Annotated in this window: 20 protein-coding genes; 8 read left to right on the top strand and 12 right to left on the bottom strand. The window is 74.4% G+C overall.

Annotation, left to right across the window (positions count from 1 at the left end; genetic code table 11):
• The first annotated feature begins 18 nt into the window (after window positions 1-18).
• Entirely contained in the window at window positions 19-714 is a 696-nt protein-coding gene (locus ACGBYP_RS13585) for a hypothetical protein (protein WP_411584922.1), read from the top strand.
• On the opposite strand, the gene ACGBYP_RS13590 is transcribed toward ACGBYP_RS13585, so the two are convergent.
• The 9 genes from ACGBYP_RS13590 to ACGBYP_RS13630 form a co-directional block, all read right to left on the bottom strand.
• Window positions 690-2,042, bottom strand: a complete 1,353-nt coding sequence (locus tag ACGBYP_RS13590) for an MFS transporter (protein WP_411584923.1) — start codon at window positions 2,040-2,042, stop codon at window positions 690-692. The two genes, ACGBYP_RS13585 and ACGBYP_RS13590, sit on opposite strands and share 25 nt — an antisense overlap.
• Window positions 2,043-2,120: 78 nt before the next feature.
• Window positions 2,121-2,993: a formyltetrahydrofolate deformylase gene (gene purU, locus ACGBYP_RS13595; protein WP_411584925.1), complete on the bottom strand. Its 873-nt coding sequence runs from the start codon at window positions 2,991-2,993 to the stop codon at window positions 2,121-2,123.
• A 162-nt stretch (window positions 2,994-3,155) separates the two neighbouring features.
• Complete coding sequence (locus ACGBYP_RS13600; RefSeq protein WP_411584927.1) at window positions 3,156-4,175, bottom strand: amidohydrolase family protein; 1,020 nt, start codon at window positions 4,173-4,175, stop codon at window positions 3,156-3,158.
• Complete coding sequence (locus ACGBYP_RS13605; RefSeq protein ID WP_411584929.1) at window positions 4,172-4,960, bottom strand: DUF1932 domain-containing protein; 789 nt, start codon at window positions 4,958-4,960, stop codon at window positions 4,172-4,174. The genes ACGBYP_RS13600 and ACGBYP_RS13605 overlap by 4 nt, the downstream gene beginning before the upstream one ends.
• Window positions 4,957-5,913, bottom strand: coding sequence for a VOC family protein (locus tag ACGBYP_RS13610; RefSeq protein ID WP_411584932.1), 957 nt, complete (start codon window positions 5,911-5,913; stop codon window positions 4,957-4,959). The genes ACGBYP_RS13605 and ACGBYP_RS13610 overlap by 4 nt, the downstream gene beginning before the upstream one ends.
• Before the next feature lie 40 nt (window positions 5,914-5,953).
• Window positions 5,954-7,033 carry a 4-oxalomesaconate tautomerase gene (locus ACGBYP_RS13615; RefSeq protein ID WP_411584934.1) on the bottom strand — a complete coding sequence of 360 codons (1,080 nt, stop codon included), beginning with the start codon at window positions 7,031-7,033 and terminating at the stop codon, window positions 5,954-5,956.
• Window positions 7,030-7,731, bottom strand: coding sequence for a 4-carboxy-4-hydroxy-2-oxoadipate aldolase/oxaloacetate decarboxylase (locus tag ACGBYP_RS13620; protein WP_411584936.1), 702 nt, complete (start codon window positions 7,729-7,731; stop codon window positions 7,030-7,032). The genes ACGBYP_RS13615 and ACGBYP_RS13620 overlap by 4 nt, the downstream gene beginning before the upstream one ends.
• Window positions 7,728-8,381 carry a GntR family transcriptional regulator gene (locus tag ACGBYP_RS13625; RefSeq protein ID WP_411584938.1) on the bottom strand — a complete coding sequence of 218 codons (654 nt, stop codon included), beginning with the start codon at window positions 8,379-8,381 and terminating at the stop codon, window positions 7,728-7,730. The genes ACGBYP_RS13620 and ACGBYP_RS13625 overlap by 4 nt, the downstream gene beginning before the upstream one ends.
• A gap of 92 nt (window positions 8,382-8,473) precedes the next feature.
• Window positions 8,474-9,841 carry an FAD-binding oxidoreductase gene (locus ACGBYP_RS13630; RefSeq protein ID WP_411584939.1) on the bottom strand — a complete coding sequence of 456 codons (1,368 nt, stop codon included), beginning with the start codon at window positions 9,839-9,841 and terminating at the stop codon, window positions 8,474-8,476.
• An 89-nt stretch (window positions 9,842-9,930) separates the two neighbouring features.
• Here ACGBYP_RS13630 and ACGBYP_RS13635 point away from each other — a divergent pair, with 89 nt between their 5' ends.
• Window positions 9,931-11,160, top strand: a complete 1,230-nt coding sequence (locus ACGBYP_RS13635; protein WP_411584942.1) for an alpha-hydroxy acid oxidase — start codon at window positions 9,931-9,933, stop codon at window positions 11,158-11,160.
• Here ACGBYP_RS13635 and ACGBYP_RS13640 read toward each other — a convergent pair.
• Window positions 11,099-12,367, bottom strand: a complete 1,269-nt coding sequence (locus tag ACGBYP_RS13640; RefSeq protein WP_411584944.1) for an MFS transporter — start codon at window positions 12,365-12,367, stop codon at window positions 11,099-11,101. The two genes, ACGBYP_RS13635 and ACGBYP_RS13640, sit on opposite strands and share 62 nt — an antisense overlap.
• Before the next feature lie 265 nt (window positions 12,368-12,632).
• Here ACGBYP_RS13640 and ACGBYP_RS13645 point away from each other — a divergent pair, with 265 nt between their 5' ends.
• From ACGBYP_RS13645 to ligM, 6 genes are all read left to right on the top strand, one after another.
• Window positions 12,633-13,538, top strand: a complete 906-nt coding sequence (locus ACGBYP_RS13645; RefSeq protein WP_411584947.1) for an ABC transporter permease — start codon at window positions 12,633-12,635, stop codon at window positions 13,536-13,538.
• Window positions 13,535-14,317 carry an ABC transporter permease gene (locus ACGBYP_RS13650; RefSeq protein ID WP_411584950.1) on the top strand — a complete coding sequence of 261 codons (783 nt, stop codon included), beginning with the start codon at window positions 13,535-13,537 and terminating at the stop codon, window positions 14,315-14,317. The genes ACGBYP_RS13645 and ACGBYP_RS13650 overlap by 4 nt, the downstream gene beginning before the upstream one ends.
• Before the next feature lie 17 nt (window positions 14,318-14,334).
• The gene (locus ACGBYP_RS13655; RefSeq protein ID WP_411584953.1) at window positions 14,335-15,117 is read left to right on the top strand and encodes an ABC transporter ATP-binding protein; all 783 of its coding nucleotides are present in this window, start codon (window positions 14,335-14,337) and stop codon (window positions 15,115-15,117) included.
• Window positions 15,118-15,168: 51 nt separating this feature from the next.
• Entirely contained in the window at window positions 15,169-16,164 is a 996-nt protein-coding gene (locus ACGBYP_RS13660; protein ID WP_411584956.1) for an ABC transporter substrate-binding protein, read from the top strand.
• 82 nt (window positions 16,165-16,246) lie between these two features.
• Window positions 16,247-17,935, top strand: coding sequence for a thiamine pyrophosphate-binding protein (locus ACGBYP_RS13665; protein WP_411584959.1), 1,689 nt, complete (start codon window positions 16,247-16,249; stop codon window positions 17,933-17,935).
• A 113-nt stretch (window positions 17,936-18,048) separates the two neighbouring features.
• Complete coding sequence (gene ligM, locus ACGBYP_RS13670; RefSeq protein WP_411584960.1) at window positions 18,049-19,449, top strand: vanillate/3-O-methylgallate O-demethylase; 1,401 nt, start codon at window positions 18,049-18,051, stop codon at window positions 19,447-19,449.
• 78 nt (window positions 19,450-19,527) lie between these two features.
• Here ligM and ACGBYP_RS13675 read toward each other — a convergent pair whose 3' ends face one another.
• Together ACGBYP_RS13675 and ligA are read right to left on the bottom strand one after the other, a co-directional pair.
• Entirely contained in the window at window positions 19,528-20,382 is an 855-nt protein-coding gene (locus tag ACGBYP_RS13675) for a class III extradiol dioxygenase subunit beta (RefSeq protein ID WP_411584962.1), read from the bottom strand.
• On the bottom strand, window positions 20,375-20,737 hold the full coding sequence (gene ligA, locus ACGBYP_RS13680; RefSeq protein WP_411584964.1) for a protocatechuate 4,5-dioxygenase subunit alpha: 363 nt from the start codon (window positions 20,735-20,737) through the stop codon (window positions 20,375-20,377). The genes ACGBYP_RS13675 and ligA overlap by 8 nt, the downstream gene beginning before the upstream one ends.
• Window positions 20,738-20,761: the final 24 nt, after the last annotated feature.

The following is a 20,761-nucleotide window of genomic DNA, read 5'->3' on the forward strand; positions in this document are numbered from 1 at the left end:
GGCGGTGAGGATCGGGGCGTGTTCGAGGAGCAGGTGCAGGAGCTCGGCCGGGCGTCCGGCGCGCACGGCGAGGTCGTGCTGCGCCGGCGCGGCGGGGTGACCGAGCTGATCGTCGACGGCGTCTTCGCGATGGACGACGTCGACACCACCACCGAGCGCGCGCTGGCCACCGAGACGCTGGGCCGCTGCACCGGCGCTGGCCTGCGGGTGCTGGTCGGCGGGCTGGGCCTGGGCTGGACCGCGGCGACCGTGCTGGCCGACCCTCGGGTGGCCGCGGTGGAGGTCGCCGAGCTGCAGCCCGCGCTGGCCGGCTGGGCCGCCGACGGGCTGCTGCCCGGGCTCCCCGGTGGGCTGCCGGAGCGGCTGCGGGTGCGCACCGCCGACGTGGCCGACGTCCTCGCCGCGACGCCGGACAGCTGGGACGCCGTGCTGCTCGACGTCGACAACGGCCCGGCGTTCCTCGTCCACCAGGCCAACGCCGGGCTGTACGAGCCGGCCGGGCTGGCCACCGCGCTCACCGCATTGCGGCCCGGCGGGATGCTGGCCGTCTGGTCCAGCGACCCGACGCCGGAGCTCGCCGACCAGCTCACCGCGCTGCCGGGCACCACCGACGTCGAGCACCGGCTGCTGCCGGTCGAGCGGGAGGGCCGCCGCTTCGACTACGCGATCGTGCTGGCCCGCCGGGCCGGTCAGTCCCCGCGCGGGGGCAGGTAGGCCGAGCCACCGCGCAGGCGGGCGCGGGCCGCGGTCACCAGCGGGGCCAGGACGACGCCGTCGCGGGCGAGCCTCGCGCGCAGCTGGCGGCGGTGGGTGAGCACGCCGACCAGCCCGATGCCCCAGAACACGTACTGCACCGCGAAGGCGGCCCGGAAGGCGTCCAGCGAGTAGTCGGTCGAGCTGCCGGGGGTCAGCACGTCGAGCACGAACCCGATCGCCAGCACCGTGAGCAGCGAGGCGACGAAGCCGCCCACGTTGACCACGCCGCTGGCGCTGCCGGAGCGCTCGACCGGGTTCTCGGTGCGGGCGAAGTCGAAGCCGATCATCGACCCCGGCCCGTTGGTTCCGAGCACCAGCACGAGCACGACCAGCAGCCACAGCGGTGCCGGGCCCGGCCACAGCAGCACGACGGTCCAGGTGACCGCGGTGATCCCGAGGATGCCGAACACCAGGTTCGACCGGCGCAGCGGCCAGCGGGCGACCAGCTGGCCCAGCAGCGGGCCGAACCCCATCCCGACGACCACCAGCAGGCTCAGCAGCGTGGCGGCCGCCCCGGCGGACAGGCCCTGGCCGGTGGTCAGGAACGGGTACCCCCACAACAGCGCGAACACGGTGCCGGAGAACTGGGTGACCAGGTGGGTGAACAGACCGATCCGGGTGCCCGGCTCGCGCCAGGTGTCGACCAGGTTGCGGCGCACCTGGGCCAGGCCGGCGGGCGGGGCGAGCACCGTGCCCGGCGGGGCGTCGCGCAGCGCGACGAGCACCAGCACCGCGGCCAGCACGCCCATCGCCGCAGCGCCCAGGAACGTCGGCTCCCAGCCGGCGGAGTGCAGCAGGCGCACGAGCGGGTAGGCCGCGGCGATCTGCCCGATCTGACCGAGGATGCCGGTCAGCTGGGTGATCACCGGCACGACCCGGCCGGGGAACCACAGCGGCACCAGGCGCAGCACGCTGATGAAGGTCATCGCGTCGCCCGCGCCGACCAGCACCCGGGCGACCACCGCGGTCGGGACGTCGGTGGCCAGCGCCAGCACCAGCTGGCCCACGGCCATGGTGAGCGCCCCGGTGAGGATCATCCGGCGCGAGCCGAACCGGTCCAGCGCGACGCCCACGGGCACCTGCAGCCCGGCGTAGACGGCCAGCTGCAGCACCAGGAACAGCGAGATCGCCGACGCCCCGGCGGAGAAGCGCTCCTGGGCCTCGACCCCGGCGACGCCGAGGGAGGCCCGGTGGAAGATCGCGATCGCGTAGGCGACGAGCGCGACGGCCCAGATCGCGTAGGCCCGCCGGGTGGTGGCGGTCGACGGCGCGCTCGGGGTGGACACGTACACAGAGGACACCACGGTCCCGCCGCTGCTTCCCCGGGGGTCCGGTGAGATCGCTCACCGGCGGTGCCGGTGGGGTCACTCGAAGACGACGGTCCGGCTCCCGTGGACGACGACGCGGTTCTCGGTGTGCCAGCGGACGGCGTGCGCGAGAGCGCGGGTCTCGGCCTCCCGGCCGCGGGCGGCGAGCTGCTCGGGGGTCAGCGCGTGGTCGACCCGGAGCATCTCCTGCTCGATGATCGGGCCCTCGTCGAGGTCGGCGGTGACGTAGTGCGCGGTCGCGCCGATGAACTTCACCCCGCGGGCGTGCGCCTGGTGGTAGGGCCGGGCGCCCTTGAAGCTGGGCAGCATCGAGTGGTGGATGTTGATCGCCCGTCCCTCGAGCTGCCGGCACAGGTCGTCGGAGAGGATCTGCATGTAGCGGGCCAGCACCACCAGCTCCACCCGCTCGGCCCGCACGATCTCCAGCAGCGCCGCCTCGGCCTCCGGCTTGGTCTCGCGGGTGACCGGGACGTGGTGGAAGGGCACGCCGTAGAACTCCGCGGTGCCCGCCAGGGTCGCGTGGTTGGACACGACCGCGACCACGTCGAGGGCCAACTCTCCGATGGAGTTGCGGAACAGCAGGTCGTTGAGGCAGTGCGCGTACTGGCTGACCATGATCAGCACCCGCTGCCGGGCCGCGCCGTCGGTCATCCGCCACCTCATCCCGAAGGTGTCGGCGATCCCGGTGAAGGTCCGGCGCAGGGCGTCGAGGTCCAGCGGTGCGCCGTCGACGCGGGCGAACTCGACCCGCATGAAGAACATGCCGCTCACCGGGCTGTCGAACTGGTGGCTCTCGACGATCGTGCAGCGCTCCTGCACGAGCAGGCCGGACACCGCGTGGACGATGCCCGGGGCGTCCGTGCAGCTGAGCACCAGGACCCCGTGCTGCGCACCGGCCGGCCGTGTCATCGCGCCTCCTCGTCCAGGTCGGTCCCCGCTCGGCCGTGGTCGGGAGCGGGCGCCCTCGTCGTGAACCTATGCAGCGCAGCCGGGCCCCGGATGCCGCAGATGACGCCTCCCCGGCGACGGCAGGAGTCGGCGGGGGCGAGACATTCGACGTAGCCGCCCGGGTCAGCGGCCGGCGGCCGCCAGGGCCGCGGCCAGCCGGGGGTAGACGCGGCGGACGTTGCCCTCGAACACCGCCGCCCGCGCGTCCTCGTCCAGGGCCGATGCCTCGACGTAGCGGCGGGTGTCGTCGTAGTACTGCCCGGTCCGCGGGTCCCGGCCGCGCACCGCGCCGACCATCTCGGACCCGAACAGGACGTTCGCGGTGTCGATGACGTCGAGCAGCAGGTCGATGCCGGGCTGGTGGTAGACGCAGGTGTCGAAGAAGACGTTGCCCATGACGTTGGACTCCACCGGCGGCTGCCCGAGCATGTCGGCCAGCCCGCGGTACCGGCCCCAGTGGTAGGGCACCGCCCCGCCGCCGTGCGGGACCACCAGCCGCAGGTCGGGCAGGTCGGTGAACAGCGAGCCCTGCACCAGCTGCATGAAGGCCGTCGTGTCGGCGTTGATGTAGTACGCGCCGGTCCCGTGGAAGACCGGGGTCGCCGACGCCGAGACGTGCACCATCGCCGGGACGTCGAGGTCGGTCATCGCCTCGTAGAACGGGTACCAGCTGCGGTCGGTCAGCGGCGGGGAGGTCCAGTACCCGCCGCTGGGGTCGGGGTTGAGGTTGCAGCCCACGAAGCCGAGGTCCTGCACGCACCGGCGCAGCTCGGCGATCGAGTCCTCGATCGGGGCGCCCGGCGACTGCGGCAGCTGGCACACGCCGACGAACCGGTCCGGGTACAGGGCGGTGACCCGGGCGACGAGGTCGTTGCACCGGCGGGACCACTCCTGGCTGACCGCCGAGTCGCCGACGTGGTGGGCCATCGCCGAGGCGCGCGGGGAGAACAGCGTGACGTCGATGCCGCGCTCGTCCATCAGCCGCAGCTGGCTGCCCTCGATCGTCTCCCGGATCTCGTCGTCGCTGATCCGCGGGTAGGCCGGGGTGTCGTCGCCGGCCTCCCAGGCCGCGACCTGCGCCTCCCGCCAGGCGGTGTGCGCGGCGGGAGCGGTCGTGTAGTGGCCGTGGCAGTCGATGATCACGGGGTCGCCTCCCGGGCGTCGGTGGAGTCGCGGAGCTGGGCGAGCAGGTCGCGGGCGGCCGCGGCGACCCGCGGCTCGACGCCCAGGTCGCGCAGCTGCTCGGTGGCCGCGGTCATCTCGTCGGCCCGCCGGCGCGCGTGCCGGTGCGTGCCGTCGACCAGCCGGTCGATCGCGTGCTCGTCGAACCCGGCGAGCTCGGCGGCGATGTCGCCGCGCAGCCAGTCGGCGCAGCCGGCGCGCTCGGCACCGGCCAGCGCCTCGACGACCGCCGCGGCCAGCCCCTTGTAGAACACGCTGCGCAGCAGCTTGCGGGAGATCGCCTCGCCCACTCCCCCGGGCTGGACGGTGACCTGCGCGCCGAGCGCCGACAGCTCCCGGGCGTAGGTCTCCGCCGCCGGGCCCGACACCAGCATCGGCGTCCGCAGGCCCTTGCCCGGCACCGGCGCCATCAGGGCGACGTCGACGACGGGCACCGACTCCCCCGCCGCCTGCGCCAGGGCCACCTTGAGCGCGGGGGCGGCCGTGTTCAGGTCGGCCCAGATCGTGCCCGGCCGCAGCGCGGGCAGCGCGGCGGTCAGCGCGGGCAGCGCGTCGTGCGAGCTGTTGACGCTGAGCACCAGGTCGGCGTCGGCGACCGCGGCGGCCTCGCCGTCCCGGGGCGCCACACCGTCCACCCGGATGGCCAGCGGGTCGTACCCGCGGACGTCGGCGCCCGCGGCGACCAGGTCCCGGGCGATCTCGGACCCGGCCTCGCCCAGGCCGAGCATCGCGATCCGGGTGCTCACGCCGGCTCCTGGGGCACCGGCGGCGTGCCGTGGGTGTGGAAGGTGGCGATGGTCTGCAGCCCCCACGCCTGGCCCTTGGCGCGCTCGGCCGCCGACCAGTCGACCGACTGCCAGTCCGGGGCGAGCACCAGCCGGGCGCCGGGGTTGTCCAGCTCGATCCGGTTGCCGGCCGGGTCCCAGACGTAGAGGAAGAAGCTCTGCTGGATGGTGTGCTTGTGCGGCCCGGTCTCGATGTGGACGCCGTGCTCGAGCGCCAGGTCGGCGGCGCGCAGGACGTCGTCCCGGCTGTCGACGGCGAACGACAGGTGGTGCAGCCGGCCGGACGTGCCGGTGTTGTCCCGGGTCCAGACCGCGTCATAGCCCTTGTTGGTGAACGTCGTCCAGCTGCCGGCGACGCCGTCGTCGAGCACGATCTGCTCGGTGACCATCCCGCCGAGGACGTCGCGGGCGAAGTCGCGGTTGGCGACGACGTCGACGCCGAGGTAGTTGACGTGGTCGATCCGGCGGACGCTGACGCCGCGGCCGGGGTAGGCCTGCGCCTGGTTCTTCAGCGCCGGCACGAGGTCGCCCTCCGGCCGGTACCACTCGGTCTCGAAGTAGACGCCCATCTCGTGCCCGTCGGGGTCGGTGAACACGTAGACCGGGCCGTAGCCGGGGTCGCCGTCCTGCCAGCCCCGGCCCAGCCCGGTCGCCTCGATGGCCGCGACCCGGCGGGCCAGCGCCTCGGGGCTGCTGGCCCGGAAGTTGGTCCGCCCCACCCCCGGCTGCGCGGCCGCGGTGAGCTTGACCGTGGTGTTCTCGTAGTCGTCCCAGGCGCGCAGGAAGACCGAGTCCCCGCTGCGCCCGTGCTCGGTCATCCCGAGGTAGCGGACGTAGAAGTCCAGGCACTCCTCCGGCTTGTCGGTGAGCAGCTCGACGTGGGCGAGGTGGGCGATGTCGTGCAACGGGGGCACAGCACTCTCCTTCGAGCACGGGGTCCTGGCAGGGGGTCCTTCAGGCGCGGGGGTAGGCCGTGCCGTCGAACAGCTTGCGGGCGGTGCGCACGACGCCGGAGCGGACCGCCCGCGGCGGGGTGACGCCGGTGTCGACGACGACGTCGACGAGCAGGTGGCCGGTCGGGTGCTCGACGTCGACCTGCGAGGTGCCGGCCGGCCAGCCGGCGGTGAGCTCGTGCCCGACCGCGCCGGGCAGCAGCATCCCGGTGACCACGCTGACCGCACCGAGGACGCCGATCGAGCTGTGCGGCTGCACCGGGATGAACGACCGCGTGCACACTCCTCCGCCGTCGCGGGCGGCGGCGAGCAGCACCGTCTTGGGCACCGAGGACGTGGCCACGTCGCCCATGCCCATCAGCTCCGCGGCTTCGCGGCGGAAGGCGTCGACCCGCGCGAGCAGGTCCGCGTCGGCGGCCAGCTCCTCGTGCGGCTCGTACCCGGTGAGCCCGAACGCCTCGGCCCTCGCGAGCACGACGGGCATGCCGTTGTCGACGCAGGTGACCTCGATGCCCGCGACGGTGTCCCGGACGCGCCCGGTGGGCAGCAGCGCGCCGGTGGCCGAGCCCTCCGTGTCGGTGAACGCGAGCACCACCGGCGCCGCCGTCCCGGGGACGCCGGCGATCCCGGCGTCGCCGCGGTACTCGACCCGCCCGCCCGGCGTCGGGAAGGTGGCGACGGCGACGCTGCCGGAGTTGACCATCCGGATCCGCACGCTGGTCTCGCCGTCGCCGGCCGGGACCAGCCCGCGCTCGACGGCGAACGGCCCGACCCCGGCCAGCACGTTGCCGCAGTTCTGCCGGTCGCTGACCGTGGCGTCGTCGACGCCCAGCTGCAGGAACAGGTAGTCGACGTCGGCGTCCGGGTGCTCCGAGGGCGACACGAGCGCGACCTTGCTGGTGAGCGTGGTGGCACCGCCCAGGCCGTCGATCTGCCGGGGGTCCGGGGTGCCCATCAGGCGCAGCAGCAGGTCGTCGCGCGCGGCGGGGTCGGCCGGCAGGTCGCCGGCCTCGAAGAACAGCCCGCGCGAGGTGCCGCCGCGCAGCATGGTGCAGCGGACGCCGGTGTCGTCGTAGCTCACGGCTGCTGCGCCCACTCCGCGTGCGGCACGTACTCGATGCCGAAGTCGGGCAGCTTCGCGCGCAGGCCGTAGCGGTCCAGCCCGAGCTCGCCCTGCCGGAAGGCCGCACGGGTGGCCGCCTCCTTGTCCAGCCGCGCCTGCCCGGCCGACAGCGCCCGCGGCACGTCGCCGCGCGGCACCACAAGCACGCCGTCGTCGTCGGCCAGGACGACGTCGCCCGGTGAGACCAGCTGCCCACCGAGGACGACCGGCACGTTGACCGACCCCGCGGTCGCCTTGACCGAGCCCTGCGCGCTCACCGCGGTCGACCAGGCCGGGAAGCCCATCGCACGCAGCTCGGCGACGTCGCGCACGCCGCTGCCCAGTACGACGCCGCGGACCCCGCGCTGGGCCAGCGCGGTGGCGAACAGCTCGCCGAACAGCCCGTCGGTCGACGGCGAGTTCGTGGCGACCACCAGGACGTCGCCGGGCCGGCACTGCTCCACGGCGACGTGGATCATCAGGTTGTCGCCGGGCCAGCACAGCGCGGTCACCGCGGTGCCGCCGATCCGGGCGCCGGACCAGGCCGGCCGGAACGCCGGGCCCAGGTAGCCGACCCGGCCCAGGGCCTCGTGCACGGTGGCGACCCCGAAGCCGCCCAGGGTCTCGGCGTCCGCCGGGTCGGCGCGGGGCGGATCGGTAACGACGACGTTCCTCATGCGGGGCCTCCGGGCTCGGGGGTCGGCTGGGACAGCGCCGCGATGACGCTGCGGAAGTGCGCGACCGCGGCCGCCTCGGCCCGGTCGGGGTCGCGCCCGGTGACCGCCGCGACCAGCTCGGTCAGCTCCGCGAGGCTGACCCGGGGGCGCCCGGGCCGCAGCGAGAGCCGGAACTGGTGGCGCACCAGCTGCGCCTGCAGCTTCCCGACGAGGTCGGCGGCGACCGCGTGCCGGGCGGCCTCGGCCACCAGGCCGTGCAGCTGCTGGATGAGCTCGCCGTACTTGAGCACGTCACCGGAGTCGACGGCCGCGGTCATGGAGTCCAGGTGCGCGCGCAGCCGGTCGGCCTCGGCGTCGGTGACCCGCTCGGCGGCCTTGCGGGCGAGCAGCGCCTCCAGCGGCAGCCGGCACTCGGTGATCTCGACGGCCTCGGCGGTCGACACCACCCGGACCCGCGCGCCGCGGTGGGGCATCCGCTCCACCAGCCGCTCGGCGACCAGCGCGTCCAGGGCCAACCGGACGGTCCCGCGGCTGACGCCGAGCACCTCGACCAGGTCGGCCTCGACCAGCCGGACGCCCGGCGGCAGGTCGCCCCGCGAGATCGCCGCCCGCAGGCTGCCCGCCGCGTCCTCGTGCCCGGCTGTGCCCATCCCGACCTCCCCGGTCCGCAGGGCGGCGACGCTAGCGGGCTGTCGACAGGATCGTCAACAATCCTGCTGACATCGCGCGGGACGGTCCGGGCTCACCAGAGGACGCCGGGGTTGAGGATGCCCAGCGGGTCCAGCGCGTCCCGCACCCGCCGGCCGACGTCCATCACGTCCGGCCCGAGCTGGCGGGGCAGCACCCCGACCTTGGTCCGCCCCACCCCGTGCTCGCCGCTGATGGTGCCGCCGCAGTCGAGCGCGACCTGCAGCACCGCCTCGAACGCCTCCTGTGCCCGGCGGGCGGAGTCCTCGTCCCCGGGGGTGCGGACGATCGCGGCGTGCAGGTTGCCGTCGCCGGCGTGGGCGAAGACCGGGATCGGTGTGCCGGTCGCCGCCGCGACGGCCTCGATGCGCGCCATGGCCACCGGCAGCCGGTCCACCGGCACGCAGACGTCCTCGGCCAGGACGTCGCCCAGCGCGTCGATCGCCGGGCCCGCGGCGCGGCGCGCCTCCAGGAACAGGTCGCCCTCGACCGGGTCGTCGAGGGCGTACGCGCGCAACGCCCCGGCCTCCTCGCAGCACGCCACCATGACGGCCACCTCCGCCTCCCGCGCCGTCCCGGGGGCGTCGGACTGGCCGACCAGCAGGCAGCCGGCGTCGCGGTCCAGGCCCATCGGGCGGAAGTCCTCGACCGCGTTGACCGCCCCGGTGTCCATCAGCTCGAGCATCGACGGGCGCACCCGCAGCGACATCGCCACGACCGCCTCCGCCGCGGCCCGGGTGCTGTCGAACCAGGCCACCAGCGTCGCCGACGGGGCCGGGAGCGGGACCAGTCGGAGCACCACCCGGGTGACCACCCCGAGCGTGCCCTCGCTGCCCACGAAGAGCTTGAGCAGCGACAGCCCGGCGACGTCCTTGACCGTGCGTCCGCCGAGGGTGACCAGCCGGCCGTCGGCCAGGACCACGTCCAGGCCCATCACGTAGTCGGTGGTGACGCCGTACTTGACGCAGCAGATGCCGCCGGCGTTGGTGGCGACGTTCCCGCCGATCGTCGAGATGCGGAACGAGCCGGGGTCCGGCGGGTACCAGAGCCCGTGCAGCGCGGCGGCGTCCTTGACCGCGGAGGTGAGCGCACCGGCCCCGGCCACGACCGTGCGGGTGGCCGGGTCGACCTCGATCGCCGTCATCCGCTCGGTGCTCACCACCAGGCAGCCCTCGACCGCCGTGGCACCACCGGCCAGGCCGGTGCCGGTGCCGCGTGGGACCACCGGCACGCGGTGCCGGGCGGCCCAGCCGAGGGCGGCCTGCACGTCCGCGGCGTTCTCGGCGAGCACCACGGCCAGCGGCCGGCCGGCGGGCATCCGCGTCCAGTCGTGGCGGTACGGCTCGGTCTCCGCCGGGTCGGTGACGACCCGCCCCGCGGGCAGCAGCCCCCGCAGCTCGTCGACGGGTGTGGTCTGCGTCACCGTGCGGTCCATGGCGCACAAGCAACCAGACGCCGTTCCCGCAGCGCAAGACCACCCCGGCGTCCGGGGGTGGCGGGAGGACGGCCGGCGTGGCAGGTTCCGGGCCCTCCGGCGCCCGCCGGGTGGACGACCCCCCGGAGGTCCGCGATGCGCTCCCGACCCACCCCGAGCCGGTCGTGCGGCTGAACCGCGCGGTCAACCTCGCCGACGTCCGCGAGGCCGCCCGGCGGCGGCTGCCGCGCCCGGTCTTCGACACCATCGACGGCGGCGCCGACGACGAGCTCACGCTGACCCGCAACGAGACCGCCTTCCGCGACCTGCTGGTCACCCCGCGCCCGCTCGTCGACGTGACCACCCGGTCGATGCGCACCGAGGTGCTCGGGCAGCCGGTGGCGCTGCCGGTGCTGCTCGCGCCGACCGGGGGCGCGCGCGTGGCGCACCGGCACGCCGAACTGGCGGTCGCGGCGGCCGCGGCGTCCCGGCACACCGTGTACGTGCAGGGCACCGTCACCAGCTGGTCGCTGGAGGACGTGGCCGCGGCCGGCGGCGGCAGCTCCTGGTACCAGCTCTACCTGCCCGCCGACCGGTCGCGGACCGCGGCGATGGTCGACAGGGTGGTCGCCGCCGGCTACCGGGCGCTGGTGCTCACCGTCGACACCGCGGTGTTCGGCGGGCGGGAGCGCGACCGGCGCAACGGCACCGCGCTGCCGGTCCGCATCCGGCCCCGGCTGGCGCTGCAGGGGGCCGGCCGGCCCGCCTGGGCGGTCGACTTCGTGCGCGGCGCGGTGCAGCTGCCCGGGCCCCTGTCGGGCAGCCGCGGGCTGTCGGTGCGGGCCACCCAGGAGCAGATCCTGGCCTCCCCGTCGCCGGTCACCTGGGCCGACCTGGCCTCGGTCCGGGCGCTGTGGCCCGGTCCCCTGGTGGTCAAGGGGGTGCTCGGCCCGGAGCAGGTGCAGCGGCTGCTCGACGAGGGCGTCGACGGGGTGGTCGTCTCCAACCACGGGGGGCGGCAGCTCGACGGGGTGCCGGCCACGATCGAGGCGCTGCCGGCCGTGGTCGACGCGGTCGCCGGGCGCGCCGAGGTGTTCCTCGACGGCGGGGTGCGCCGGGGCACCGACGTCCTCAAGGCGCTCGCCCTGGGCGCGCGGGCGGTGATGATCGGGCGCCCGTACCTGTTCGGGCTGGCCGCCGGCGGGCAGGCCGGCGTCGAGAAGGTGCTCGACGTGCTGGGCACCGAGCTGGACCGGGCGATGGCGCTCAGCGGGTGCGCGACCGTGGCCGACGTCGACGCCGGTCTGGTCCGGCGGGTGGGCCGGTGACCGCCGCCGGGCCGGTGGCGACCGGGCGCTCCAGCCGGCCGTAGGCCAGGCCCGCGACCGCGAGCCCGGCGGCGAGGGCGCCCAGGACGAGCGGCCGGGCCGTCCACCCGCCGGCTGCCCCGGCCGCCACGACCAGTGGCGGGCCGAGGAGCTGCCCGATGCCCGAGCCCTGCATCAGCAGCCCGACCGACGCCCCCGCCGACGGGGACCTGGCCGACATCGCGACGACCCCGCTGAACGCGGCGGCCGGCACCACCCCGGAGCACGCGGAGAACGTCAGGGCCGCGGCGATGCGCACCCCCAACGGCCGGCCCGGGTCGAACAGCGGCCACACGGTGGCGGCCATGCAGGCCGCCCCACCGAGGAAGAGCGCGCGACGGGACCACCCCCGGTGCAGCAGCAGCGCGCCCAGCAGGTTGCTCGGCGCGTTGACCAGGAAGACCGCGGCGGTGACCGTGCCCGCCGCCGGCAGCGAGAGCTGGCCGGCGCCCACCAGCAGCGTGGGCAGCAGACCGACGACGGCCAGGTACTGCGCGGCGTAGAGGGCGAAGAGGCCCGACACGCACAGCACGCCCGGGGCGCGCAACGCGCGGGTCAGCCCATCGACGCGCGGCAGCCGGCGGACCGGTCCGGGCGGCACCCAGCGGGCCACCGCCACCAGCACCGCCGCGGTGCAGGCGGCGTCGGCCAGGCAGACCACCGGCCAGCCCCAGCCGGTGAGCGCCGGCGGGACGAACAGCACGGCGAGCCCCGAGCCCACCGGCATGTACACCCCCCAGCCGCCCACGACCAGCCGGCGGTGGCCGGGCGCGGCCAGCGACGGCAGCAGCGCGGGCGCGGCCAGGACCACCAGCACGAAGCCCAGCCCCTCGGCGACCCGGGCACCCAGCAGCCACGGCGTGGAGGCGGCGACCGCACCCGCCAGGTTGGCCAGCACCACGGCGAGCAGCCCCAGCTGCACCTGCCGGCGGAAGCCCAGGCCCTGGCCCAGCCAGCCGAGCAGCGCACCGGCGGCCGCACCCATCGCGCTGACGACGGAGAGGAACCAGGCCGCGGCCGCGGAGCTGAGCCCGAACTGCTCGGTCAGCACCGGCAGGGCGGCGGCGCCCTTGCCGATCTGGACGGCGGCCACCACCCCGGCGGCGGCCAGGCTGACGACCGCCGCCCAGGACGTGCAGGTACGGGCCGGCCCGGGCTCCAGCGCCATGCACCGCTCCCCTCGCCGACCGACCGCTCGCGCCCTGCCTACCCGCGGCGCGGTCGCGGCGTCGCCGTCCGGGCCCCGATCCCCGAGAGACGCGACAAATGACCTGGCGGGCAGGCCGGTCCGACGTGGTCGACCGGGCCACATCGCGCGCTCCAGGTCGCCGAAGAGCCGTGTCCCCGGGCCCGTCGGCCGCCCTACGCTCGCCCCGAACGGTGACGCCGCTCACTTCCTGCGCGGTGCGTCCGAGGTCCTCGACGGGAGGCACGTGACCAGGTCCAGCCAGGGCGCCCAGCCGGTCGTCGCCGAGGCGCCGGGGAGCCCGGCCCCGGCCGCCTCGGCCGACGCCGCCGCGCCCGGCCCCGCCGGCAGCCGGTCCGACGACGCGGCGCGCGCCGGCCGCCGGCGGACGTCGGACTGGGCGCTGCCGCTGCTGGGCGTGGCCCTCGCCGTGGCCGTCTTCGAGCTCGCCCCGCGGCTGGGCCTGGTCGACCGGCGCTTCCTGCCGCCGGCGTCGGAGATGTTCCGCGCGCTGGGGTCCCGGGTCGCCGACGGGACGCTGTGGCAGCCGATCGGGCAGACGCTGCAGGGCTGGTCGCTGGGGCTGGGCACCGCCCTGGTCATCGCGCTGCCGCTGGGCATCCTGATCGGCTCGGTGTTCCTGCTGTTCATGTCGACCCGGACGATCGTCGAGTTCCTCCGGCCGATCCCGTCGGTGGCGCTCATCCCGCTCACCGCGCTGGTCTTCGGCGCCGGGCTCGAGGGCAAGTGGTTCCTCGCCTCCTTCGCCGCGACCTGGCCGATCCTGCTGCAGACGCTCTACGGCGTCCGGGACGTCGACCCGACGGCGATGGAGACCGCCCGCTCCTTCGGCATCCCGCCGCTGCAGCGGCTGCGCCGGGTGGTGCTGCCCAGTGCCCTGCCCTACGTGGTCACCGGCGTCCGCATCTCCTCGGCGGTGGCGCTGATCCTGTCGGTCACCGTCGAGCTGGTGCTCGGGGCGCCGGGGCTCGGCCAGGAGATCAACGTCGCGCGGCAGAGCGGCGCCGTCGACACCATGTACGCGCTGATCATCGTGACCGGGCTGATCGGCTGGGTCCTCAACATCGCGCTGTCGGCCGTCGAGCGCCGGCTGCTGCACTGGCACGCCTCGCAGCGGGAGCGGAACCGATGAGGGAGAAGCGGTCGATCCGCGTGCTGGGGGTCGGCCTGGAGGTCGCCGTCCCGATCGCCGTGCTGGCGGTGTGGGCGCTGCTGTCGGCCGACAGCGAGTCGTTCTACTTCCCGCCGCTGCTCGACGTCTTCCGGGCGTTCGGCGACACCTGGCTGTTCGAGCGGGTCGGCACCGACGTGCTGCCCAGCCTGGGCCGGCTCTTCGCCGGCTACGCGCTGGCCGTGGTCGCGGCCGTCGTGCTCGGGGTGGCGCTGGGCTCCTCCCGGACGCTGGGCCGGATGGTCGACCCCGTCGTGCAGTTCCTGCGGGCGATCCCCGCCCCGGTGCTCATCCCCGCCGGCATCCTGCTGCTGGGCGTCGGCTCGGGGATGAAGGTGGCCCTGATCGCCTTCGTCTGCCTGTTCCCGGTGCTGCTCAACACCATCGACGGCGTGGCCGGCGTCGACCCGGCGCTGCGGGAGACCGCACGCAGCTTCCAGATCCCGTGGCACGAGCGGCTGTTCCGGGTGGTGCTGCCCTCGGCAGCACCGCAGATGTTCGCCGGCGCCCGGGTCAGCCTGTCCCTCGCCGTGATCATGATGGTCGTCTCCGAGATGGTCGGCAGCACCAACGGGATCGGCTACTTCGTCCTGCAGTCCCAGCGCACCTACGCCATCACCGAGATGTGGGCCGGGATCTTCCTGCTGGCGCTCCTCGGCTACGTGCTGAACGTCGTCTTCCTGTCCATCGAGCGCCGCGCGCTCCGCTGGCACCGCGGTGCCCGCGCCGGCGCCGGCTGACCTGCGGAGGTACGCCCGTGTTGCGAGTCGAGAACCTGCGGAAGGTCTACCAGGAGGGCACCAAGCGTGCCTTCGAGGCGGTGGCCGACCTGAGCTTCACCGTGGAGCAGCGGGAACTGGTCTGCATCGTCGGCCCGTCCGGGGCCGGCAAGACCACGCTGCTGAAGATGATCGCCGGGCTGCTCACGCCCAGCTCCGGCACCGTCCACCTCGACGGCGAGGTGGTGACCGGGCCGCCGGAGAAGATGGCGCTGGTCTTCCAGGACTACTCGCGGTCGCTCTACCCGTGGATGACCGTCGAGCAGAACGTCGCCTTCCCGCTCAAGCACCGCAAGCTGGGCAAGGGCGAGGCGACCGGGCTGATCCGGGACACGCTGCAGTCGGTCGGCCTGGCCGGGGCCGGCGCCAAGTACCCGTGGCAGCTGTCCGGGGGCATGCAGCAGCGCGTGGCGATCGCCCGGGCGCTGGCCTACCAGCCCGAGATCCTGCTGATGGACGAGCCCTTCGCCTCCGTCGACGCCCAGACCCGGGCCGACCTCGAGGACCTCGTGCTGCAGTTGCGCGCCCGGTACGGGGTCACGGTCGTGTTCGTCACCCACGACATCGACGAGTCGGTCTACCTCAGCGACCGGGTCATCGTCCTGACGCCCTCACCGACCCGGGTGCAGGAGATCGTCGACATCCCGCTGCCCCGGCCGCGCGACCAGGTCGACACCAAGGAGCTGCCGGAGTTCGCGCAGCTGCGCGGCTACGTGTGGCGCTCGATCAAGCGCCCGGAGCTCACCGACGCACCCGTCTGACCGGCCGCGACCGGCCCCGTTCCTCCCGTACGACGACTCAAAGGAGAGTTGATGAGCCCCCGCCCGATCACCCGTCGCACGACATCAGCGGTCGCCGGCCTCGCCGTCGTCGCGCTCGCGGCCACCGGCTGCGGTGGCAGCGAGTCCGACTCCGGAGGAGGTGGGGACGCCGCCGCCGGAGGGACCACCACGATCCAGATCGGCACCCTCCCCATCGGCAACTCCGCCCCGATGTACCTGGGCATGGAGCAGGGCTTCTTCGAGGAGCAGGGGCTGGTGGTCGAGCCGACCGTGCTGCAGAGCGGCAACGAGATCATCACCGGGATGGTCGCCGGCGACTACGACATCGGCTTCGTCGGCTACATCTCCGCAGGCATCGCCGCGGCCAAGAACGTGCCGATCTGCGTGCTCACCGCCAGCGACGCCACCGGCACCACGCCCGAGGACGACTGGCAGGTGATGGTCGCCGGCGGCGACAGCCCGATCGCCTCCCCGGCCGACCTCGCGGGCAAGACCGTCAGCGTCAACGGCCTGGGCGGCGTCGCCGAGGTGATGATCAAGGCGGCGCTGGACCAGGAGGGCGTCGACTGGCGCAGCGTCAAGCTCATCGAGGTGCCCTTCCCGGAGGTGCCCGCCGCGGTCGCCGCCGGCCGCATCGACGCCGGCTACACCTCCGAGCCCTTCGTCACCACGGTCATCGACCAGGGCGGCAAGGTCGTCTTCGCCCCGCAGTCGGCGATCGCCCCCGAGTACCCGAACGGCTCCTACGCCACCAGCCAGCAGATCTTCAGCTCCGAGCCCGAGCTCATGCAGAAGTTCGAGGCGGCGATGACCAAGTCGCTCGAGTACGCCCGGGACAACCCCGACGCCGTGCGCCAGATCATCCCGACCTACACCAAGATCCCGGCCGAGGTGGCGAGCCGGATGCGGCTGCCGGTCTTCCAGCCCGAGCTCGACGCCGAGGCCATCGACCAGCAGATGGGCTTCCTGGAGACCTACGACATCGTCGAGGAGGCCCCCACCGCCGACGACCTGTTCTGCGGCTGACCGCTCCCGCCGCGCCCGGGCCACCCCGGGCGCGGCGGCCGGACCGCACCACCTGAGCAGACACCCGAGAGGACGGACGACCGTGCGCGTGGCAGAGGCGATCGGGCAGGAACTGGCCCGGCAGGGGCTGGACCAGGTGTTCGGCGTGGTCGGCAGCGGCAACTTCCACGTGACCAACGCGCTGGTCGCCGCCGGGGCGCGGTTCGTGGCCACCCGGCACGAGGCGGGCGCGGCGATCATGGCCGACGCCTACGCCCGCACCACCCAGCGGGTGGCCGCCGCGACGTTCCACCAGGGCTGTGGCCTGACCAACGCGCTGACCGGCCTCACCGAGGCGGCCAAGAGCCGCACCCCGCTGCTGGTGCTCGCCGCGGACACGGCCGGCTGGAACACGCTGTCGAACTTCAACATCGACCAGCCCGCCGTCCTGCGCGGGCTCGGCATCCACTCCGAGACGATCACCTCCCCGCGCACCGCCGTGCACGACGCCGTCCGCGCCTTCCGCCGCGCCGCCGTCGACCGCCGCACCGTCGTGCTCAACCTGCCGCTGGACGTGCAGGAGGCCGAGGTGCCCGCCGACGCGCTGCCCCCGTTCGCTCCCCCGGTGCTCGAGCCGGCCGTCGCCGGCCCGCGCTCGGTCGAGCAGCTCGCCGACCTGCTGCGGACGGCGCAGCGGCCGGTCCTGATCGCCGGCCGGGGTGCGCGGCTGTCCGGCGCCCGCGATGTCCTCGCCGAGCTCGCCGACCTCAGCGGCGCGCTGCTGGCCACCTCGGCGGTGGCCCGCGGGCTGTTCGAGGGGCTGGAGTGGTCCGTCGACGTCTCCGGCGGGTTCGCCACCCCGATGGCCGCCGAGCTGATCGGCTCCGCCGACCTCGTCGTCGGCTGGGGCGCCTCGCTCAACGTGTGGACGCTGCGGGGCGGTGAGCTGCTGGCCGCCGACGCCACCGTCGTCCAGGTCGACGAGGACCCCGCCGCGCTGGGCGTGCACGTCCGGATCGACCACGGGGTCGTCGGCGACGTGGCGGCGACCGCCGCGGCCACCGTCGAGCAGCTGCGCGCCCGCCCCCGCACGGCGCCGTCGTGGCGGACGCCGGAGCTGTCGGCCCGGATCCGCGCCGGCCGGCGCTGGCGCGACGAGCCGTACGAGGACACCAGCACCGGCGAGCTGATCGACCCGCGCACGCTGAGCACCGCGCTGAACGAGGTGCTGCCGATCGAGCGGGTGGTCGCCCCCGACGGCGGCAACTTCAACGGCTACCCGGCGATGTTCCTCGACGTGCCCGACGAGCGCGGCTACTGCCTCACCCTGGCGTTCCAGTCGATCGGCCTGGGCCTGTCCACCGCCATCGGCGCGGGCCTGGCCTCCCCGGGGCGGGTGGCCGTCGCCGGGGTCGGTGACGGCGGCTTCATGATGAGCCACGTCGAGCTGGACACCGCCGTGCGCCTGGCGCTGCCGCTGGTGGTCGTCGTCTACAACGACCACGCCTACGGCGCCGAGGTGCACCACTTCGGCCCCGAGGGCCACCCGCTGGGCATCGTCGAGTTCCCGGAGACCGACATCGCCGCGATCGCCCGCGGCTACGGCTGCGAGGCGGTCACCGTGCGCACCGTCTCCGACCTCAAGGGCGTCGCGGACTGGGTGGCCGGGTCGCGCGAGCGGCCACTGGTCGTCGACGCCCGCATCACCCGGTTCGCCAGCTGGATGATCGCCCACTCCTTCGCCACCGAGCGGATCGACGAGCTCGAGGAGCACGACGGTCCGGCGGGCTGACCGCAGCCGGCCGCGCGGCGTGCGGCCGACCTCCCCAGACCGGCCGGCTCCCCGGCCACCAGCCCGCCCCACCGGGGCGGGTGTCCACCAGAAGCACACGAGGACGGGTGCACATGACCGCGAACAACCTGCAGGAGCTCCTCGACCAGACCGGCGACACCGTGGGGATGCTGCGCGACTCCCAGATCGGCACCTACATCTACCCGGTGGTGCCCTCGGAGTTCACCAACTGGCGGCGGGAGCAGAAGGCCTGGCGGGACACCGCCGTGCTCTTCGACCAGTCGCACCACATGTACAACACCTGGATCTCGGGCAAGGACGCGCTGAAGCTGATCTCCGACACGGGCATCAACAGCGTCGCCAACTTCCCGGTGAACATGGCCAAGCAGTTCGTCCCGGTCTCGCCCGAGGGCGGGGTCATCGGCGACGGGATCCTCTTCCACCTCGCCGAGGACGAGTACGTCTTCGTCGGGCGGGCCCCGGTCGCCAACTGGCTGGAGTTCCGGGCGTCCACCGGCTACGACGTCGAGGTCCGCAACGACCCGCGCTCGTCCTCGCGGCCCTACGGCAAGGCCGTGACCCGGGACGTGTGGCGGTTCCAGATCCAGGGCCCCAACGCCTGGCCGCTGATCGAGAAGCTGCACGGCGGCGACCTGGAGCAGCTGAAGTTCTTCCGCATGTCGGAGATGAACATCGGCGGCGAGACGGTCCGCACCCTGCGGCACGGCATGGCCGGCGCCCCGGGGCTGGAGATCTGGGGCCCCTACGACTCCTACGAGAAGGTGCGCGAGACCATCCTCGAGGCGGGTGCGGAGTTCGGGCTGGAGCCGTGCGGCTCGCGCGCCTACTCCTCCAACACCCTGGAGTCGGGCTGGATCCCCTCCCCGCTGCCGGCCATCTACACCGCGGAGGAGCTGCGCCCCTACCGCGAGTGGCTCCCGGCCACCGGCTACGAGGCGACCAACGCGCTGGCCGGCAGCTTCGTGTCCGAGGACATCCGGGACTACTACCTCAACCCCTGGGAGCTCGGTTACGGCTCCTTCGTGAAGTTCGACCACGACTTCATCGGCCGCGACGCCCTGCAGGCCATCGACCCGGCCACCCAGCGGCGCAAGGTCACCCTCGCCTGGAACGACGAGGACCTGACGACGCTGCTGGGCGGGATCGTGGCGCCGGCCCCGGGGTACCAGGTGTTCGACCTGCCCAACGCCAACTACGGCTCGTCGAACTTCGACTCGGTCGTCGACGCCGACGGCACGGTGGTGGGCGCGTCCCTGTTCACCGGCTACAGCGCCAACGAGCGCAAGGGCCTGTCGCTGGCCACGGTCGACCCGAACGTGCCGATCGGCGCGGAGGTCCGGGTCGTCTGGGGCGAGCCGGACGGCGGCAGCAGGAAGTCCAACGTCGAGCCGCACGAGCAGTTCTCCGTGCGCGCCGTCGTCAGCCCGGCCCCGTACGCGGAGACGGCGCGGACCGAGTACCACGGCGGCTGGCGGAGCGCCGCAGCCTCCTGACCACGCACGACGAGGCCCCCGGGGAGATCTCCCCGGGGGCCTCGTCGTGACCCGGTCGTGCGGGCCGGCCGTGCCGGCTCAGGCCTGCGGGGCCCGGTTGTCGAACAGCGCGATGCCCGCGGCGGTGTTGGACGCCGGTACGAAGTAGTCCGAGTGCACCCTCGTCACCTGCTCGTCCATCGCCCCGCGCATGACCAGCCACATGATCAGCTCGATGCCCTCGGAGCCGGCCTGGCGGATCAGCTCCTCGCGGGACAGCGCCGCGAGACGGGCCGGGTCGGTCTCGATCGCCTGCATCCAGAGGGCGTCGAAGTCGGGGTTGATGAACCCCGCGCGGGCACCGGCCAGCTGGTGCGACATGCCGCCGGTGCCCAGCAGGCCGACCGTGAGGTCCTCGGGGAAGCTGCGCAGCGCCCGGCCCAGGGCCCGGCCCAGGGCGTGGCAGCGCGCCGCCGTCGGCTGCGGGTACTGGATGACGTTGACCAGCAGCGGGATCACCGGGCACGGCCACGCCTCGCCCGGGTCCGGCGTCCAGACCGACAGCGGCACGGTGAACCCGTGGTCGACGGCGAGCTCCTGGAAGACGGTGAGGTCGAAGCCCTCGTCCACGAGGCTCTCCACGAGGTGGAACGACAGCTCCGGGTGGCCGACCACGTCGGGCACCGGCCGGCGGCCGAACCCCTCGTCGGCGACCTCGTACCGCTCGGCCGTGCCCAGCCCGAAGGTCGGGACGACGTCGAGGTCGATGCCGTTGGCGTGGTCGTTGTAGACCACGATCGCGACGTCGGGCCGGTGCTCGGCCAGCCACGCCCGGGCGGGGGCGTAGCCGTCGAAGAGCGCCTTCCAGTGCGGGTCGTCGGTCTTCCCGCGGTCCATCGCCGCACCGATCGAGGGCACGTGCGAGGTCGCCAGGCCCCAGATGACCTCAGCCATCGCGGCGGCCCCCCGCGCGCATCGCGGCGACGAACGCGTCCTCGCCCATGCCGGTGAACACCCCGCCGAGGTACTGCATCGACCGGCCGTCCATCATCGCCAGCTTGTAGACGTAGAAGATGCTGCCGCCCAGCTCGATCATCGCCTGCCAGTCCCGGGCCAGCACGGCCTGCTGCTGCGCGGGCGAGAGCCCGAACTCCTGGCAGTACGCGGCCTGGTCGACCAGGAACCGCTCCCGGGCCGCCGGGTCGCGCAGGCTCATGAAGAGCTTGTTCATCCGCAGCCCGCGCCGGCTGGTGTCGCCGTCGAAGACCGGCGTGCCGGGCAGGTCGCGCCGTCCCGCTGCTGGGCTCATGGCCGCCGGGGTCCTCTCGCGCGG

The sequence above is a fragment of the Modestobacter sp. SSW1-42 genome (genome assembly GCF_046635825.1).
Taxonomy (GTDB): domain Bacteria; phylum Actinomycetota; class Actinomycetes; order Mycobacteriales; family Geodermatophilaceae; genus Modestobacter.

What these genes read in the sequence shown, in the direction of transcription:
- ligM (WP_411584960.1), top strand. Translation starts at nt 18,049, where the DNA reads ATGACCGCGAACAACCTGCAGGAGCTCCTCGACCAGACCGGCGACACC.
- ligA (WP_411584964.1), bottom strand. Translation starts at nt 20,737, where the DNA reads ATGAGCCCAGCAGCGGGACGGCGCGACCTGCCCGGCACGCCGGTCTTC.
- ACGBYP_RS13675 (WP_411584962.1), bottom strand. Translation starts at nt 20,382, where the DNA reads ATGGCTGAGGTCATCTGGGGCCTGGCGACCTCGCACGTGCCCTCGATC.
- ACGBYP_RS13650 (WP_411584950.1), top strand. Translation starts at nt 13,535, where the DNA reads ATGAGGGAGAAGCGGTCGATCCGCGTGCTGGGGGTCGGCCTGGAGGTC.
- ACGBYP_RS13640 (WP_411584944.1), bottom strand. Translation starts at nt 12,367, where the DNA reads ATGGCGCTGGAGCCCGGGCCGGCCCGTACCTGCACGTCCTGGGCGGCG.
- ACGBYP_RS13660 (WP_411584956.1), top strand. Translation starts at nt 15,169, where the DNA reads ATGAGCCCCCGCCCGATCACCCGTCGCACGACATCAGCGGTCGCCGGC.
- ACGBYP_RS13625 (WP_411584938.1), bottom strand. Translation starts at nt 8,381, where the DNA reads ATGGGCACAGCCGGGCACGAGGACGCGGCGGGCAGCCTGCGGGCGGCG.
- ACGBYP_RS13620 (WP_411584936.1), bottom strand. Translation starts at nt 7,731, where the DNA reads ATGAGGAACGTCGTCGTTACCGATCCGCCCCGCGCCGACCCGGCGGAC.
- purU (WP_411584925.1), bottom strand. Translation starts at nt 2,993, where the DNA reads ATGACACGGCCGGCCGGTGCGCAGCACGGGGTCCTGGTGCTCAGCTGC.